The 16,277-nt window shown below is 40.3% G+C and carries 19 protein-coding genes and 1 pseudogene; 11 read left to right on the top strand and 9 right to left on the bottom strand.

Features of this window, described 5'->3' with window-relative positions; all coding sequences use genetic code 11:
* Positions 1-42 precede the first annotated feature (42 nt).
* The 4 genes and pseudogenes from SDEL_RS10240 to SDEL_RS12325 form a co-directional block, all read right to left on the bottom strand.
* Positions 43-1,752, bottom strand: coding sequence for a PAS domain-containing sensor histidine kinase (locus SDEL_RS10240; protein WP_012857786.1), 1,710 nt, complete (start codon positions 1,750-1,752; stop codon positions 43-45).
* A gap of 8 nt (positions 1,753-1,760) precedes the next feature.
* The gene (locus SDEL_RS10235; RefSeq protein WP_012857785.1) at positions 1,761-2,129 is read right to left on the bottom strand and encodes a response regulator; all 369 of its coding nucleotides are present in this window, start codon (positions 2,127-2,129) and stop codon (positions 1,761-1,763) included.
* A gap of 3 nt (positions 2,130-2,132) precedes the next feature.
* Positions 2,133-2,567, bottom strand: coding sequence for a CZB domain-containing protein (locus SDEL_RS12330; RefSeq protein ID WP_245391395.1), 435 nt, complete (start codon positions 2,565-2,567; stop codon positions 2,133-2,135).
* A pseudogene (locus tag SDEL_RS12325) lies at positions 2,559-2,957 on the bottom strand (methyl-accepting chemotaxis protein); the annotation flags it as partial. The pseudogene SDEL_RS12325 and the gene SDEL_RS12330, both read right to left, overlap by 9 nt.
* A gap of 1,207 nt (positions 2,958-4,164) precedes the next feature.
* Here SDEL_RS12325 and SDEL_RS10225 point away from each other — a divergent pair.
* Together SDEL_RS10225 and SDEL_RS10220 are read left to right on the top strand one after the other, a co-directional pair.
* Entirely contained in the window at positions 4,165-5,484 is a 1,320-nt protein-coding gene (locus SDEL_RS10225) for a double-cubane-cluster-containing anaerobic reductase (protein WP_012857783.1), read from the top strand.
* Positions 5,485-5,495: 11 nt separating this feature from the next.
* Positions 5,496-6,239, top strand: a complete 744-nt coding sequence (locus SDEL_RS10220) for an acyl-CoA dehydratase activase (protein WP_245391385.1) — start codon at positions 5,496-5,498, stop codon at positions 6,237-6,239.
* Positions 6,240-6,247: 8 nt separating this feature from the next.
* On the opposite strand, the gene SDEL_RS10215 is transcribed toward SDEL_RS10220, so the two are convergent.
* Genes SDEL_RS10215 through SDEL_RS12400 form a run of 5 tightly spaced genes read right to left on the bottom strand, consistent with a single transcriptional unit; the run spans position 6,248 to position 10,182 of the window.
* Positions 6,248-7,354, bottom strand: a complete 1,107-nt coding sequence (locus tag SDEL_RS10215; protein WP_012857781.1) for a hypothetical protein — start codon at positions 7,352-7,354, stop codon at positions 6,248-6,250.
* Complete coding sequence (locus SDEL_RS10210) at positions 7,355-8,071, bottom strand: outer membrane lipoprotein-sorting protein (protein WP_012857780.1); 717 nt, start codon at positions 8,069-8,071, stop codon at positions 7,355-7,357.
* A gap of 9 nt (positions 8,072-8,080) precedes the next feature.
* Positions 8,081-9,316 (bottom strand): ABC transporter permease, encoded by a 1,236-nt coding sequence (locus SDEL_RS10205; protein ID WP_012857779.1) that lies wholly within the window; start codon positions 9,314-9,316, stop codon positions 8,081-8,083.
* Entirely contained in the window at positions 9,313-9,999 is a 687-nt protein-coding gene (locus SDEL_RS10200; protein ID WP_012857778.1) for an ABC transporter ATP-binding protein, read from the bottom strand. The genes SDEL_RS10205 and SDEL_RS10200 overlap by 4 nt, the downstream gene beginning before the upstream one ends.
* A gap of 60 nt (positions 10,000-10,059) precedes the next feature.
* Positions 10,060-10,182 (bottom strand): hypothetical protein, encoded by a 123-nt coding sequence (locus SDEL_RS12400; RefSeq protein ID WP_280938026.1) that lies wholly within the window; start codon positions 10,180-10,182, stop codon positions 10,060-10,062.
* A 108-nt stretch (positions 10,183-10,290) separates the two neighbouring features.
* On the opposite strand from SDEL_RS12400, the gene SDEL_RS12170 reads away from it, so the two are divergent.
* The 9 genes from SDEL_RS12170 (at position 10,291) to SDEL_RS10160 (ending at position 16,218) form a co-directional block, all read left to right on the top strand.
* A complete protein-coding gene (locus SDEL_RS12170) occupies positions 10,291-10,437 on the top strand; it encodes a hypothetical protein (RefSeq protein WP_012857777.1) in 147 nt (48 codons plus the stop codon).
* A 14-nt stretch (positions 10,438-10,451) separates the two neighbouring features.
* Positions 10,452-10,907 (top strand): hypothetical protein, encoded by a 456-nt coding sequence (locus SDEL_RS10195; protein WP_012857776.1) that lies wholly within the window; start codon positions 10,452-10,454, stop codon positions 10,905-10,907.
* Between the two features lie 86 nt (positions 10,908-10,993).
* Positions 10,994-11,248, top strand: coding sequence for a type II toxin-antitoxin system prevent-host-death family antitoxin (locus SDEL_RS10190; protein ID WP_012857775.1), 255 nt, complete (start codon positions 10,994-10,996; stop codon positions 11,246-11,248).
* A complete protein-coding gene (locus tag SDEL_RS10185; RefSeq protein WP_012857774.1) occupies positions 11,238-11,513 on the top strand; it encodes a type II toxin-antitoxin system RelE/ParE family toxin in 276 nt (91 codons plus the stop codon). The genes SDEL_RS10190 and SDEL_RS10185 overlap by 11 nt, the downstream gene beginning before the upstream one ends.
* Entirely contained in the window at positions 11,503-12,039 is a 537-nt protein-coding gene (locus SDEL_RS10180; protein ID WP_012857773.1) for a phosphorylase family protein, read from the top strand. The genes SDEL_RS10185 and SDEL_RS10180 overlap by 11 nt, the downstream gene beginning before the upstream one ends.
* Positions 12,020-13,264, top strand: a complete 1,245-nt coding sequence (locus SDEL_RS10175; protein WP_012857772.1) for an SPL family radical SAM protein — start codon at positions 12,020-12,022, stop codon at positions 13,262-13,264. The genes SDEL_RS10180 and SDEL_RS10175 overlap by 20 nt, the downstream gene beginning before the upstream one ends.
* A gap of 34 nt (positions 13,265-13,298) precedes the next feature.
* Positions 13,299-14,495, top strand: a complete 1,197-nt coding sequence (locus tag SDEL_RS10170; protein ID WP_012857771.1) for a DNA cytosine methyltransferase — start codon at positions 13,299-13,301, stop codon at positions 14,493-14,495.
* Positions 14,495-15,547, top strand: coding sequence for a hypothetical protein (locus tag SDEL_RS10165; RefSeq protein WP_012857770.1), 1,053 nt, complete (start codon positions 14,495-14,497; stop codon positions 15,545-15,547). The genes SDEL_RS10170 and SDEL_RS10165 overlap by 1 nt, the downstream gene beginning before the upstream one ends.
* Positions 15,548-15,561: 14 nt before the next feature.
* Positions 15,562-16,218, top strand: a complete 657-nt coding sequence (locus SDEL_RS10160) for an SDR family oxidoreductase (RefSeq protein WP_012857769.1) — start codon at positions 15,562-15,564, stop codon at positions 16,216-16,218.
* The last annotated feature ends 59 nt before the right edge of the window (positions 16,219-16,277 follow it).

The following is a 16,277-nucleotide window of genomic DNA, read 5'->3' as shown; positions in this document are numbered from 1 at the left end:
TGTAAAAATAATGCGAGATTGTAACATAAGCGTCATGAGATTTTATATGAAACGCCTTTTATCTAAAAGTGTCTCTGCTTCTTTTACCAAAGGTAAGTGCACTTCAAAAACGGCACCTTCATCCTCATTAAAAGCACAAATTTCGCCCTCATTTTGAATTACAATTTGTTGAGCGATGTTGAGTCCAATCCCAATGCCAGAGCTCATTTTAGTACTTTCAAATGGCTCAAAAATATGAGGTAAAATTGCAGCATCAATGCCTCCACCATTATCACAAAAACGTACTATAACTTTTTCATGTTCTTGAAAAATTGTTACATGTAAAGAGCGTTTTTCAAAGGATTCAATCTTTATTAGTTCATCTAAAGCATTGTTTAAAATAATCACAAATACTTGCTCGATACGCTGTTTTTGAACGTTACATGTAACGTGGTATTCATCTTTTGAAAAGTTCAGATCAAAAATTTTTTCATTCAGATGAATGGTAACAATTTGCTTTGAACGATGGTAGCAAAGGGTAAGGGAAGCACAAAGAAGTTCGTACATATTTAGTATCTCTTTTTGCTCATGGCTTTTTTGTGATGCTTCTCTCATCGTTCCAATAATACTCTCAATACGTTCAATGCCCTCTTGAATCGATTGGCTATCTTTGAGCATGACATTTTTACGTGTACCATCAGGTACAATCGCCATAATATCATCGATGAGCATCTCAAAATTACCCTTGATATACGTCAAAGGCGTATTAATCTCATGGGTAATACCCGCTGCCATCCGTCCAATAGTACTAAATTTGGCATTACGTACCATCTCCTCTTGGTAGATGGCTTGGATTTTAAGGTTTTTATCCACCTCTTCTCGAATACGGTTTTGCAGATAAACTTCTTGTTTTTCCACCTCTGTGACATCAATGAAAACACCAACAAAGCCATCAAAGACAGCATTGCGCATCATACGTTTTTTTTGAATTTCTAATGTTACTTCTTGCTGAGTCAGTGGCGATATTGTATTTATTTTATAGGTTTGATGACTGACATTAAGCATCTCTTGATCTTTTTCATAGAGTCTGCTGGCAATTTCAAGAGGATAGAGATCAAAAACGGTTCTTCCAAGAATATCTTCTTTTTTCAAGCCAAAATAGGCACAAAAAGCACGACTGCATCCGATGTAACGTAAATAGCGATCTTTAATAAAGACAGGCACAGGAATAATATTTAAAATCGTTTCCATGTCACGTAACTGTTTTTGATATTTGAGATTGAGTTTTGCAATGGTATTACGAGACTTGATGCGTAAGGAGATATCGCGAACACTCCAAATGCTCAGCGCTTTTTCCTCATCCATAAATTTTTTACCAAAAAGTTCTGCCCAAAATGCCATGCCCTCTTTGGTGTACAAACGGTACTCTAAATTACTCACATGCTCAAAATCACCATCATTTAAATGTACGTGCCACCACTTTTCATATCGCTTTTGCGACGTAAAAAGGGTACTGATATGTAAACCTAAAACTTCTTCTTTGGTGTAACCAAAAAGGTGCGTAAACGTCTCATTGACATCGACAATGCATTGCTTTTCATCCAACACGATGTAGGCAAGATCAGAGTTATTAAAATAGAGTTGCGCTTTTTTGGCAAGGCGTTCTAGCGCTTTTTTTTCAGTAACAGCACACTCTAAAATACGCCTATTCTGGCTTTTAAGCAGTGTGATTTCTTGCTTAAGATCGTTAATTTTCGAGAGTAAATCTTTCATCCAAAAGACTACTGAACCAACGTATAAATCTTCTCTTCTAAGGCTTTCATCGAAGCAAATGGTTTCATAATGTAGTGGGTTGCCCCTTCTCGGTGCGATTTGAGTACTTTATCAAGCGTGGAGTATGCTGTCATCATAATGATTTTAAGTTTTGGTTCTTTTTCATGCAAACGCTTTAGCACATCCAAACCATTCATCTGTGGCATCATGATGTCTAAGAGTACCGCATCGTAGCTTTTATCAATGTGTGAGATGGCATTAAGAGGGTTACAAAACGTTGTCACCTCAAAACCAGTAGTACGGCTAAGATACTTTTCAATCATATCTAAAATCTCTTGCTCATCATCAATGATGGCTACTTTAATTCTCTTTTTCATCGCTTATGCCCTCACTTGATTGTCATAAAGATGCTCTTTGGCTTCAAGCATTAATAGTTTTGATTTCTCTTCAACCATTGCGTCTAGTGCTGCAGAAACATCGACACTAGCACTTTCAATCTCTCTTACCATTGCCTCTATCTCTGCTTTGGAGCAGATGGCTTTTTCGCCACCACACTCTTTGGCGAGACGATTTGCTACGTTATGTACGATGGCATGTGGATTTTCCAGTTTTCCAAATGAAGCCATTTTGCTAAACTCTTCTTTACCAATTCCCTGTTCGTACCAATGCCCCAAACGGCATTCATGATGCGTCACGGCTGTAAAGTCGGTGTGTTCGCCAAACAAAAGCGCATAAAGATCGTTTTTATAGATGACATGATCGACTTTTGCTAAGGATGCAAAAATTTTATCGCTTAGAAAGCTTACTTCATACATGGTTCTAGCGGCATTTTTCTCAAACGAGATGATTTTACCTTTAAGCACATCGGTTTGCTCTTTGGTATTTTTAGCAATAACGCTAACTTCTTCGGTGCTTTGCTCTGAATGAGAGGACTCTTGTTGCATCGTTTGAACCACCATGGCGATCTCTTTGGTCGCTTTTTGCGTGCGCTCAGCCAAGTTTCGCACCTCATCAGCAACGACTGCAAACCCACGTCCATGCTCTCCCGCACGCGCAGCTTCAATGGCAGCGTTGAGCGCTAAAAGATTAGTCTGATCGGCAATATCTTCGATGAGTTGTACCACCCCTGAAATCTCCTTGCTTCTGGCTAAAAGTGACTTTGAATTGCTCACGACATCAACCATAAGAAGGCTTAGTTTATCCATAGCCGTAGAAGCATTACTCACCAGTGTGAGTCCTTCACGTGACTCTTTAGAGGTTTGGGCTGATTCTGTTTTCATCATCTTAAGATCCCCCAAAATCTCCGAAAACGTTGTTTGAGAATCTTGAAGTGCGTCTGAAATAGACTTTTGATGCAAGCTTAAAATGTTACTGTCTTTGGCGTTACGTACATCAGTTTTGATAATGCTATAGGCAACAAGCTCAGGACTTAAGCGTTTTGAGCTTACAGAGCCTTGACACCCATCCATACTAATGGTCTCCATAGATTCCTTCAAAAGGGAAGCTAATTTAGCAGGCTCTTTAATCATTATTTTCGCAAGGTCGTTTTGCATGACAATTTTTTGAGCGCTATCCACCACCACAATCATCTCTTCTTGTGAAAATTGAGAGAGGTGAAGAAGACGCTCATTTTCTGCTTTCAATGTGACAACTTCATTGCGTAAAATGGCAAGCTCTTCGGGTTCTTTTTTACTAAAAAACATCAATACCCCTTTGTTAAAAAATTGTTTCTATTATAGGATAAAACACTAACGATAAGGTTACATTTTTTTGTTAAAAAAAATGGCATCTATGACACAAAGCGTGTCATAATTGTTTTTATAGGTAAAGGATTCATCATGCTTTTAGACTTCTAAAACTTAGAAGAAACCAGTATTTATAAACTTATCTCTAACACCATCACGCCTCGTCCCATCGCATGAGGTCGTGTGTAACCTAGCCTTGTTTAGCTATTTTATTCCCCTCTCATTCAAATCGCCACAGAACTTCCTTACACACACAGTGAGTTTAAAGCCTTTAAAATCGCATTGAAACGATGCTTACCAAAATACCCTCCCATGGTAGAATCAAGCCGATGTGCTCTTTTTTGCCGTTTCACTCAAACCATGCCTCTTGAAGGAAGCAAGCATACACCCTGATTATTGCGTGTTGAACATGATGAAGTCATTGATGAAGCGTTACATGTAACGCTTGACAATATAGGACGAGTAGGGAAAAAATTTTTGATAAACGGAGAAATTTCCTCCTAATTTGGTAAAAAACTTTTTACCTATTTTTAATCTTTACTAGTTTACAATACTCAAAATGCTGTTGGTCTAAGGCTTAGACATACATGAAGTAGCACTCTTCTTTTCTACTTAACTTCTTTACATGTAAACCTCACACAGCACATATTTTTCACAAAGGAAAACAATGGGCATAGAAGCACATAAAGATTTACTTTCGAGTATTGGTGTGGACGTAGAGCGTCACGCAAAGATGATGGGTATGGGTCTAGAAGCCTATAAGGCGCAGTTTTTAGGGCAACCTAATCGACCCAAAGCGATGGAGTATTTTGACTGGTTTATGAGTGAGATTCAAGGGCAGAGAATCGCTGAAATCAATCAACTTCGTGCGGAGAAAAAACCCGCTGTTGGAACGTTTTGTATCTTTGTACCTGAAGAGATTGTTGTGGGTGCTGGTGGGGCGTGTTATGGCTTATGCGGTGGCTCTAATGCGACCATTGCGGACGCTGAGACGGAACTGCCTCGTAACATTTGCCCGCTTATCAAATCCGCACACGGTTTTAAACTTCAACGCACCTGTGCTTACACCCAATCAAGTGACTTTATCTACGGTGAAACCACCTGTGAAGCGAAGAAAAAAGCGTGGGAAATCCTTGCCAAACACCATCCCGTGCATGTGATGAACATTCCACATATGAAGCGTGAGAAAGACCTTAAAATGTGGCAAGAAGAGATAGAAGAGTTTAAAGAGCATATTGAAGGGGTGATTGAGCAACCTTTAAGCCTTGAAGCGATGAAAGAGGGTGTGCGCAAAGTCAATGCTAAACGCTCCGCTCTTCAAAGATTGGACAAACTTCGTAGCTCAAACCCCGATATTATGCCGATTAGCGGGAAAGATTGTTTGTGGATTACGCAAGTGGGTTTTATGGACGACATCGAACGCTACACTGCAAAAATCAATGAACTCTGCGATGAGTTAGAAGAGCGTGTCAAAGAGGGTGTGAGTGTTTTTCCAAAAGATACGCCTCGTTTGATGGTTTTAGGCACGCCGTTTGCGCCACCAAACTGGAAACTTCACACGGCGGTGGAAAACACAGGAGGCTGTGTCATCAATGAAGAGAGCTGTATCGGACATCGTTACTTTAAAGACAATGTGGACATTGAGGGTGTGCAAAATGATGACGAACTTTATGCGCGTTTGATGGAGCGTTACTCGAAGATTGATTGTGCGTGTTTTACACCTAATACAGGACGTATTGATAAAATCGTACAGATGTACAAAGAAAGACAAGCCGATGGTGTCATCTACTACACGCTCTCTTTTTGTCACACGTATAATGTTGAATCCCACCTTGTTACCGAGGCGATGGCAAAAGAGGGAATTCCCTGTCTAGTCATTGAATCAGACTATTCACCTGAGGATGCAGGGCAGATTAAAACCCGTGTCGAGGCGTTTTTAGAGAGCATTAGCTTTAAGAAAAAAGCCCAAGCGTTTGCGAATAAATAATGTTTTGGGGTGTGGATATAGGCTCGACCTATACAAAAATCATCGGCATTGGCAGAGAACGGGAGATTGTGCATAGCGCAGTCATTCCAACGATTTTTAATCAAGATAAAATCGTGGGCGAATACTTAGAGGACAAAGAGGTCAAAATGCTCGTCGCCACGGGTTATGGGCGTTATATGTTAGAAGATTCGCACGGAGCGCCCGTGATAAGCGAAATCAAAGCCCACGCCAAAGGAGCTTACTTTTTTGAGCCCAGTGTCGCTACGGTGATTGATTTGGGTGGACAAGACAGTAAAGTCATCAAAATGGGAGAATTGGGTAGTTTTACCGACTTTCGCATGAACGACAAATGTGCGGCTGGGACAGGGAAATTCCTAGAAATCGCCGCCAATCGTTTGGGGCTAGAGATGGAAGTCTTTTCAAAAGCAGGGTTTGAGCACGATAAAGAACTCACAATATCGAGTATGTGCGCTGTGTTTGCGGAGTCTGAGGTTATCTCGCTTATCGCCAAAAAAGAGAGCCTAGCCAATATCTGCTATGGTGTACATGAATCCATCGCTTCACGTTTGGCTTCCATGGCTCGAAAATTTGTCATCAAAGAGAGTGAAACCATCGTTTTCACAGGTGGCGGTGCGCTCAATCCGTTTTTGCACTATATGTTAGAAAAAAAGCTAGAGCGAACCATTGTCATCCCCAAACACCCCCAACTCATGGGCGCAGTGGGTGCGGCACTTTCAGGGTTTGAAGTCTTTTAAGCGTGTGCTTAAAAGTACCAATAGACCTTTGCCCAAAGGGTATCTTGTACGAGTTTTGAGCCATACTCTGAAGTGCTTTTACCGCTGTTGTAACTGTAAGAGAGATCTAGGAGCATGTTGTTTTTAAAGCTATACGTTACCCCTAGGGTATTTTGCATGGAGCGGTCATCAAGATTGTACATATTTTTATAGTATACACTGCTGTATAAAATATCCAAAGGCTCTTTTTGAGAGAGTTGGTGCATCATGTAGCGATGGTCGTAAAAGGGCTCGGAGTGCTCTTGCTGTTCGCTTTGGTAAAAATACTCAGACGTAATGGTCAAATCAAACGTAGTGAGATATTTAAGTCCCAAAAGATAGGCATAGGAGTTCTCGCCTACGGTGGTGGCGAATTCCCCGTGAATTTCAAAATTGGTTTGAAGATTTTTTGAAAAATCAAATCCCATTTTATCGTTTTGGGTATCGCTGTGAAAATAGATAAGATCAATGTCGGTATCACAATATAAAAAATAGCTTTTAAGCCCTATGTTATTGGCTTCTTCATCGGAAAAATCTTCATTGATATGCGCATCATTTTTCATAAACAACAGATCAAAAGCGAGGTTTTTAAGATCACCCTCTAGGCTTTTGTTGTAACGATAATTTGCCATAACGTAGCCTTCACGTGAGTTTTCAGGCTCATTGGGGTCTTTTTTGCGATCAAAAAAAGCGATGGGATTGACAAAGTATCCCTTTCCCCATTTGGGGGCTTTTTTACCCACTTCCACACGATGGTTTTGATTAAAGGTGTATTGCATAAAAAGTTGTAAGAGCGTTGCTTCATCGCTCTTTTCTCCATCTACCCTAGAAGCATTGAGCATGGTCTCAGAGTCGAGTTTTACCGTATCGTTGAAGTAGGCAAATTTGATATTCCCCTCCCCAAAATAGGACTTCATGGAATCTTTATTTTTAGAAAAATACATCGGTGAGTCTTCATTGATGCCTTGAAATTTAGTGTCTCCCCTAAGATAGCCACTGAGCGTATAGGGTTTGACTTCAATGGCTTCCATATCAAAATCATAATCCCCCGCATAGCCTATCACACAGGCAAACATCATGACATGTAAGGCTTTCATTTACTCTCTTAATTCTTGAACTTTTCCAATGTTTTCTATCGTAAAGACTTCATTGGGGAATGTTCTTTCTTTCATTTTTCCATAGACCATGATGGATTTATACCCTTTATACAGAGGCGAGTCGGTTTCGATGACCGCAGGACGCACGATGCCTCCTCCAAAATCTTTCATATCCTTGTAGTAAAGTGTTTTAATCAACATATCGGTTGAGGTGTAGCAGATGATTTTGGTCGGTGTCAGCGTTTTTTGATCGACTTCCATCACCAGATGATCGTAAGCAACACTCTCATTTTTTGCTTTCAAGTCCAAAATAATCTGCCCATTTTCCTCTTTTTGCGCTTTGATATCATATTCCGCTGAAAAGTCCAGTTGCATGATGTCGCTGTTGTTAAAAACACCGCCTACCACGCTTTGCATCGAGGTAATACGAATGGGTTTTCCCACATCGGGGATAAAAAGCCACATATTATCATCCAAGCGCAACGTGCTTCTGCCTTTTTCGCTATCAGGTTGCAAAAAGAGTGATACCATTTTGTTCTTATCTTTTTTGATTTGATAGAGCAAAAACTCTTTTTTGCTTCCATCAGGCTCTATGTTGATAAGCTTTTTGTAGCTCTCCGCTGAATTTGGGGAGAGTTTTTTATCGACCTGCTCTAAAATACTCTGGGCACTCAAACAGGTCATACATGCGACGATAAAAAGGGCTATTTTTTTCATACGTTTCTCCTAATAGGTTCGTAAGGCTTCAACAGGATCAAGCCTTGAAGCTTTAATGGCAGGTGAGATTGAAGCGATGAGAGCGATGATGATGACAATAACACCGACACTAAGAATCTCTTGAATACCCAGCGTTGGGCTGAGGACTAAGCCACTTTGTTGTCCAAAACTGTACGTAATGGGAAAAAGTTTTAAAAGGGTTATGATGACATAGGAGATGATGCTCCCTAAAACGGCACCAAATAGACCCAACATCAAACCCTCACTTAAAAAGAGTTTGACAATGCTCAAAGGCGGTGTGCCAATGGCGGCAATCGTTCCAATCTCGCGAATCCGCTCAAACACACTCATAATCATGACGTTTAGTATGGAAATCAGCACGATGGAAATCAAAATAATCTGAATGGAAATATTCATAATATCAATCATCTTGATGATATTGTAAAAAGGAGAGAGTTGCTCCCACGTATGCACCTCAAAAAGAGGTTTTCCCTCTTTATTCTGTTTTGCCAAAATGGGTTGTAAGGATTTTTCCGCATCTTTGAGACCTTCAACATCTTTAAGACGTAAAACAATCTCACTCACCTCTGCTTCGTTCATACGCAGAGCTTTTTTGGCATCTTCGATATGAATGTAGCCGTCTCTGCCTCCTGGTCCCATGACTTGACCTAAAATGCCTGCGACTTTGAGATTGACTCCATTGACGGAGCCATTTTTATTATTCGCTACCAAAACGATGGTATCGCCTAGTTTGACATCCATTCCTTTAATCAGCAACTCAGGCACGATAATTTCACCTTGTTTTAATGCACCACTCAGGTCTGAGACTCTCTCTTTTAAGAGAGGAAGGGTTTTGAACTCTTTTTCAGGATAGATGGCATTGAGTCTGATGTTGGTGGTGGTGGTAAAATTGGAGAACATGGCACCAAATTTGATACGAAACGAATAACTCTCAATCAAAGGATTGTTTTTAATCTCCCCTTCAATCATCTCAACCATTTTGGCATTCATGTTTTTATCCAGTGGTAAGCTATCGACAGAGGCAACATACCCTTTTTTGTGAATCTGAATATGCCCCATCACCGAATCGGTAATTTGCCCGATGGTGTAGCTTTTAAAACTGCTTGAAAGTGCGGTGTAGATAAGAACAAAGACCACGCCTACGGTAATGAGTGAAGCCGTGAGCAGGGTTCGTCTAAAATTGCGCATGAGATTGCGGTAAGACATTTTGATAATATTGTTCATGGACGCATCCTTTTATCCTCTACGATTTCACCATCAATCAGCGTAATAAGTCTATCCACATTGGCGACAATTTTTTCATCATGGGTGGCGAACACAAAGGTAGTCTGGTATTTTCGTTGAATCTCTTTCATCAAATCAAGAATCATATGCGCAGTTTTACTGTCTAAATTAGCGGTAGGCTCATCGGCAAAGACCACTTTGGGTTGTCCCACTAAAGCTCTGGCAATGGCGACACGTTGCATCTGACCACCTGAGATTTTATCGGGGGTTTTATCTTTGTGCTCTACCATTCCCACCGCTTCAAGCAGGTGCATAATACGCTTTTGGCGTTCATGTTCAGGTAGATTTTGCACCATAATAAGCGGATACTCGATATTTTCATACACGCTTAGCACGGGAATAAGGTTAAAACTTTGAAAGATAAACCCAATGTTTTCTCCTCGAAAATGAGCTCTTTGGGTGCGACTCATCGTTGTGATAGCGGTGTCGTTAATCCAAATGTCTCCCTTTGTGGGCGTATCCAAACAGCCTAACATGTTCAGCACCGTACTTTTACCGCTTCCACTAGGTCCCACAAACGAGACAAACTCTCCACCTTTTATCTCCAAAGAGAGGTTTTTGATGACCTCTTGTGCCACCTCTCCTTGATGATAAACCTTTTGCAACCCAATCGCTTTTAGCATGGCATCCTCTTTTTACATGTAAAGATGGTAATTTTCATATTTTACTCTATTTTAGGCTTTTTAAAACCACATACGTTTGACGATGTTATTCTTCGTTTTAATGGCATACAAAATGACACCCGCAACGTGCATTACGATTAAGAAGAGAAATACTTTGGTTAAAAAACCATGCACAATGCCCACACCAAAATCTTTAAAACTACCGTAAAGTTCTTTTTAATGCCATGCAATCAAGTTCTATTTGGAGCAACAATGTGCTACCATTAGGCAATTTAAGACAGGTGCGAGTGAATGAAAAAGCGTGAAATTTCAAAAGAGAGCATCAGAAAAGTCGTTGCAATTTCCCAAAAAATAGAAGGCTACCGGCCAGCCCCAAAACCTCTGCAAGAAAAAGCTAAAGCGCTTATGGCAAAGTATCATGTCAAAATATCGGCTTGAAAGGAGCGTTTTTTATGTTTGATATGGCAATTATTTCTACTGCTGCAAGTAGCGTCAAAGGGGCAATGGAAATTGCAAAATTTTTGAAAGATAGTAGTGATTCTCTCGAAAAAGCAGAAGTCAAATTAAAACTTGCATACTTGATTGAATCGCTTGCTGATATAAAAACTAAAATGGCAGATATTAAAGAAGCCCTTCTTGAAAGTGAGCAAGAAAAGCAAGAACTTAAAAACGCATTAGAAATAAAAACGAAACTTCAATTTGAAATGCCTTATTATTGGGCAAACAAAGATGATGGAACAAAAGATGGTCCTTTTTGCCAGCTCTGCTACGATAAAGAAAAAAAACTTATTCGCCTACAAGATGAGAAGAATGGAGAATGGAGATGTTTATCTTGTAGAGTTTATTTTAGAGATAAAAATTATATTGAAACAATATTAGAAACAGAATACAATAGCGGATGGGATTAACCTTATACATGTAACCCAACTCCCTCAGCCAACTTTCCAAAAGTATCCTTTATAATACGCTAAATCGTACGATTAAGGATACGCTTATGATAGTTTCAGCCAACGACATTAAAACCAAAGGGGTCACACTCCTTGATAAACTCTTTGAAAAAGCCAGTGAAGTCATCATTAACGTGCGTGGAAAAAACAAATACGTTGTGATTGACATTGAGCGGTACAAAAATTTGCGTACGTTAGAACTTGACCGACTTTATGAAGAGACGATGCAAGAGATTAAGGAAGGGCGTTATAAAACACAAAGCGTGGAAGAGCATCTAAGCGAGCTACGCAATGCCTTATAACATTACCCGAACGGACGAATATTTTAAAAAATCGCTCAAATTTTTCAAAAAACACCCCGAAATGCACAGCAAATACGAAAAAACGCTGACACTTTTAAGTGCCAATCCACACCATCCCTTTTTGCGTTTGCATAAACTACAAGGCAATCTTAAAGCATTTTATTCCGTCTCTTTGGACTTACAGTACCGCATTATTTTAGATTTTATCATTGTTGAAAATGAAATTATTTTACTTGACATCGGTGCGCATGACGATGTCTACTAGAAACATTCACACCCTCATTCACACCGCACTAGTGGCGGAAGCAAAGCCGATTATTGGGCATTTTAAACTGAGATGTACAGCAAAGCAACCGTTCAATCTTTACGAAAACGAACACATCGCTCTCATCGTCTCAGGCATGGGAAGCCAAAATTCCAAAGAGGCGCTTTTGTATGCGCTGAGTCTCTATGAACCGCACGTTGCGATAAATATTGGCATTGCGGGGTGTGTCGATAGAAGCATTGCTAAAGGCACACTTTTTTGCACCACACAGGAGGGTTTGGGTATGCCTTTTGCGAGCTGTTCTTCACACCCAAAGGCGCTCGAAGATGCCTTACATGTAAAGACGACTTTGGTGGATATGGAAGCGGACATTTTCATCCAAACCCTTCCAAACCCTATCAAAACCTATGTGTTTAAAGTGGTCTCAGACCATTTGGAAGATACAATTCCTAGCAAAACAGACGTGGGAAATTGGGTCACTAAAAGCATTAAATTATGGGAGAAATATGTTAGATACGAACCTTGAACACTTTGAAAAAGCGTGCGAAAACACCCCCTTTCAAAGTTTACATGTAAATACACAAAGCTTTGTAAAAACCAAAGCCTTAGCGTATCATTTGAGCTTTTCGCAAATTCAGCAGTTCATCATCATGGCGGTTGATATGCAGATGTGGGATGAGAATATAGAAGCCTTTTGGGTGGATAAAGAGAGCAAAAAAGAGGCGTTTTTAGCCTTGCAACAAGCCTATGAGCGCTTAAAAAACACCCTCAAAACCTACCCCAAAACGCCCAACGATTTTAAAAAGGAGCGTTTTAACATCGAAGAGGTGGAAAAGGAGCATCTAGGGCTTGGCTCTTGTCCCGTGGCATCGCCTAAAACACGCTGTTGCAACCTGATGACTTTGGATGCTGTGGAGAGTTGTGGGTTTGACTGTTCGTACTGTTCCATTCAGAGTTTTTACAAAAACAACACCATCACATTTGATAAAAACTTTGCCCAAAAGTTGGAGCGTTTGGAGCTTGACCCTACTAAAACCTACCACATTGGCACGGGACAGTCATCGGATTCTTTAATGTGGGGGAATCGTGTGGGCGTTTTAGAAGCGCTTTTTAGCTTTGCACGAAAACATCCCAATGTCATTTTGGAGTTTAAAAGCAAGTCGGACAACATTAGCTATCTCTTAGAACATGAAGTGCCTAAAAATGTTCTTTGTACGTGGTCGCTTAACCCTCAGGTTATCATCGACAACGAGGAAAAACGCTCTTCAAGCCTAACAGAGCGTATCCAAAGTGCTAGAGCGCTGGCGGATAAAGGCGTATTGGTAGGCTTTCATTTTCATCCCATCGTCTTATTTGAAGGGTGGAAAGAGGCGTACACCGCCATTGTTAAAGAGCTACTTGAGCGCTTTACATGTAAAGAGGTTGCGCTTATCTCCATGGGCACGCTGACCTTCATTAAGCCTGTGTTGAAAAAGATACGACTGCGTGCGCAAAGCAGTAAAATTTTGCAAATGCCTTTAGTGGATGCGAGTGGCAAATACTCCTATCCCCTCAGCTTTAAAGAGGAGATGTTTAGCACACTTTACAAGGCTTTTGCACCGTGGCACACCGAGGTTTTTTTCTATCTTTGCATGGAAGATGAGAGTTTATGGCAAAAAGTCTTTGGGCATGAGTACGCCAACAACGAAGCCTTTGAAGAAGCGATGGCAAAGGCATATATGCAAAAAATTAGAGTTAAAATCAGAAAATGATACTATTAGCATTAAAATACAAAGGAATATCCACATGAAACCTCTAAAAGTTGTCTCATTTTTTTCAGGTTGTGGTGGACTTGATTTGGGCTTAGAGGGTGACTTTTGGGTTAAAGCGAAGAGTGTTAAAGACAAAACATGGATAAAAGAACGTCACAAAAATTTTGTTAAACTTGCACCAACAGCCTTTCAAACCGTTTTTGCTTGCGACATCAAACCCTCTGCAAAAAAAGCGTGGGAGTATTACTTTCAAAGGGATAATGTTTTTCATCTTGAAAGCATTGTTGAACTGGTAAAAAAGGCTAAAGAAGGTACGTTTACATTCCCTAACGCAGATGTGGTGACAGGAGGTTTTCCGTGTCAAGATTTTTCGGTTGCGGGGAAACGCAAGGGTTTTGACTCTCACAAAACACACAAAAACGCTTACCGTAACGCCATAGACACGCCTACCATCGAATCGCGTGGTATGCTTTACTTTTGGCTTAGAGAAGCCATCGCATTAATTAAACCTAAGATTTTTATCGCTGAGAACGTTAAAGGTTTAGTCAGCATGAAAGACGTTAAAGAGATTATGACGCAAGATTTTCGCACTATCGGCGAAGGCTACGTTGTTCTTGACCCAAACGTACTTCATGCGGGAAACTATGGCGTACCGCAAACAAGAGAGCGCATCATTTTTATAGGTGTGCGTAAAGATATTCTCTCAGAAGATTTACATGTAAAGCTTCAAAATGGCGAATTCAGTCTCTATCCTGAACCAACACACGACATCAAACATGACTTTGTAACCGTCAAAGACGCCCTATTTGATTTGTGTGAACCTGAGCAAAGTGAGGATTTAAGCCATCAAAAATACTCAAAAGCTAAATGGTTTGGTAAGCATTGCCAAGGGCAAACCGAAATCAATCCCAACAAACTAGCCCCAACCATTCGTGCGGAACATCATGGCAATATAGAGTTCAGGCGACTTTCAAAAGAGCATGGAGGTCTCATAGAAGAAGAGTACCATCTGCCTGAGCGTCGCTTATCGGTGCGTGAATGTGCCCGTCTGCAAACTTTTCCCGATGATTACGCTTTTGTGAGCGAAAAATTAGGGGCATCAGAGGCGTATAAACTTATCGGCAATGCTGTTCCTCCACTCTTAGCGTACCACATCGCTAAAAAATTAGAAGCATTTTTGGCATTGTGCGATGAGATGGAGACCAAAAAGAACACCAAAAAGGTTGCCTAATGGCAAGAGACCAAACGATATTTTCAGAACTTTCTGTAGCGTTAGCCCTAAATGAAGGCTCGTTAGAGGATATTATCAATGTAACTCCAAGTGCAAAAGAGCAATACCTTAAAGAGTATGAAAAACGAAGCCTTACCAAAATAGGTCAAACTCAAATTACAAATTTAGAGCATGTTGGAAAATCTATTCGAAAACATCTACTCTGCGATGGTGTTCATGCTTTGCGAATTGAATGGACAGGCAACGAAAAGACAAGTGCCATGTCCGCTGTTGCTAAAGATATTTATATCCAAAACCTTAACCTTAGACTCTCTATCAAAGAGAGTGCTGATGTATTTATTAACGCTTCCCCTGATAAAATATTTGAGCACATGCCCTTTGGAGAGTTTGCACACTCAAGCAGAGGCGTGGACTGGTTTTTATATGTTGCCCCCAAAGAGTTTAACGACTATTTTTTAGCATGTGGTGGCTTAGCGCAAACAGGATTTTCTCATGTTGAAGATTTTTACCAGCAAACAAAACGAAAAGAGAGAGATGCTTTTAGTGACCACGTCACGCTCTTACACAAAAAGAAAGATAAATCTGTTCTAAACACATACAAGCATTTATGCCAAAAAGTGAGCGTTGAGTCTTCTCGCATTTTCAATGAAAATCTAACACACTATTTGCAAAAAAACAAAAACAAATCCAACGCCCTGCAACCCATTTTTCACTATTTTTTTAGAATCAATGGTGTACGTTATATTCTCGCAGGAACCGATAAAAAGAAGCCTTTTGCTTTGTATATGAATCCCACAGACGTATGGAATAAATCGTATGAATTTATGGGCATTCATGCTATTGAACTTGATAAAGGGCAACCTGAGGTACTGCTTCTTTTTTCCTTTAAAAACAAGCACACCTTAGAGACATTTACGCTTGATTTAAAAGTAGAGATTCGCTGGTCGCATGGAAAATTTTGCGGTAACCCTGAGGGTAAAATCTACAAAAAATGGCAATACGCAACGCTACCATGGAGTGAAAATATTCCATTCGTTTGTGATAAGAATTAAAAGGTAAAATTTTTATGAAAACGGTTTTAATGAGTGGCGGAAGCAGTGGCATTGGCAAGGCGATAAAAAACATTCTTACATGTAACGAGTATGAAGTCTTTAATATCGGGCGAAACGAAGCGGAGATTGTGTGTGATTTGCGAGATACTGAAGCGCTTGAAAAAAAAGTCAAAGCGTGGCTAAAAAGTCATGAGGTCGATGTGCTTATTAACTGTGCGGGTGTGGGAGTGTTTGATCCGCACGAGACCATTAGCCCTTCCAAAATCAAAAACCTTATTGATATCAACCTCACTGCGCCTATTATTTTAAGTTCTTTGTGTTTGCGCTCCTTACAAAAACAAAGCGGTCATATCATCAACATTACTTCCATTGAAGCGACTCGTCACGCCAAATACTCAGCACTCTACACCGCCACCAAAAGCGGTCTTCGAGACTTTGGGCATTGTCTCTTTGAAGAGGTACGAAAAAGCGGTGTGAGAGTCACATCCATTAACCCAGATATGACCCAAACGCCTTTTTTTGACGCCCTTCATTTTAAACCCAGTGAGGATGAATCAACCCATCTGCTCCCTGAAACCATCGCTCAAAGCGTGTGGGATGTATTACATGTAAACGGGGTCATTACCGATTTAAGTATTCGCCCCCAAAAAGTGGGCATTGCCAAAAAATAAGTTTTACATGTAAAGATTATTTTGTACAAACTCCGCTTATAATAGAGCTATTCTATTTG

The sequence above is a fragment of the Sulfurospirillum deleyianum DSM 6946 genome (assembly GCF_000024885.1).
GTDB lineage: Bacteria > Campylobacterota > Campylobacteria > Campylobacterales > Sulfurospirillaceae > Sulfurospirillum > Sulfurospirillum deleyianum.
Note: the sequence above shows the minus strand (reverse complement) of the source record. Positions and strands in the feature narration are given on the sequence as shown.